Annotated in this window: 1 pseudogene; it reads left to right on the forward strand. The window is 63.6% G+C overall.

The features are described from left to right. Positions 1-716, forward strand: a pseudogene (locus EN750_RS36230) (methyl-accepting chemotaxis protein); the annotation flags it as partial. Positions 717-990 lie beyond the last annotated feature (274 nt).

Raw genomic sequence — 990 nt, forward strand, 5'->3', positions numbered from 1 at the left:
AAAAGGATGGCGGGCTGCTCAAATATTTCGTCGACCAGACGCAGCTCGCCGACTGGCTGGACCGCAGCCGCAGCCGGCTAGCGGCACTCGGCGACGTGCTCGATCCCGCCCGCTTCGTGCCTTCGCTGACGCCGATGCGCTCCAACCAGGGCTGGTCGATGACCATCTCGCTGCCGGAGCCGGCAACCGCCATCTCCTGGCGCATGGGCGACAGCGGTCCGTTCACCGACACCGGTTTCCTGGCCATGAACGACCAGACGACCGGCAAGCCGATGGCCAATCCGAGCTTCGAGATGCCCGACAGCACCGTGGCGGGGATCATCGCCATCAAATATCTCGACATCAGGGGCCGCGAGACCGGCCCGTTCGACATCCGCTTCGACCCGGAGACAGCGCTCCAGCAAGGCAACAAGCAGATCCTCGACCAGTTCTGGACCTCGTGGATCGCCTTCGATGCCAGCGGCAATCACGGGCTGGTCTATTTCACCCAGATGCTGTCCTACCGCTGCGCCATCAAGCAGGTGCATTACAGCCTGAACGGCGCGGCGCTCGACAAGGAGATCAAGATGCCGCCCTGCGACAAGAAGGACCCTTACGCCATCCCCTACGACTACCAGCCCTATTTCAAGGTCGCCGACAGCGTGAAATCGATGTCGGTGCAGGTCACCTACACCGACGACACCAAGTCGCCGGTGCGGGAATACAAGCGGCAGTAGCTGCGCTCACCCTCCCCCTTGTGGGAGGGTGAAAGGGCGCTGATGCAAAATGCCTGCCGCAATGCTTGCGCAAGTGCCTCCGAACAGGCCAGTTTGCGCCTGCAGAATCGGTGAGAGCGCGATGACCATCCACACCATCAAGGCCCGGGGCATTTCGGTTTCGCTCGACCTCACGGTCGGCCATATCGCCGATATGGTCGTCGAGGGCGGCGGGCGGCAGCTGAAGCCGCTGCATCGCGCGCCCTGGGTCGATGCGGGCGAGACGCTGCCGGAC

The sequence above is a fragment of the Mesorhizobium sp. M7A.F.Ca.ET.027.03.2.1 genome, from assembly GCF_003999175.1.
In the GTDB taxonomy this organism is placed as follows: Bacteria; Pseudomonadota; Alphaproteobacteria; order Rhizobiales; family Rhizobiaceae; genus Mesorhizobium.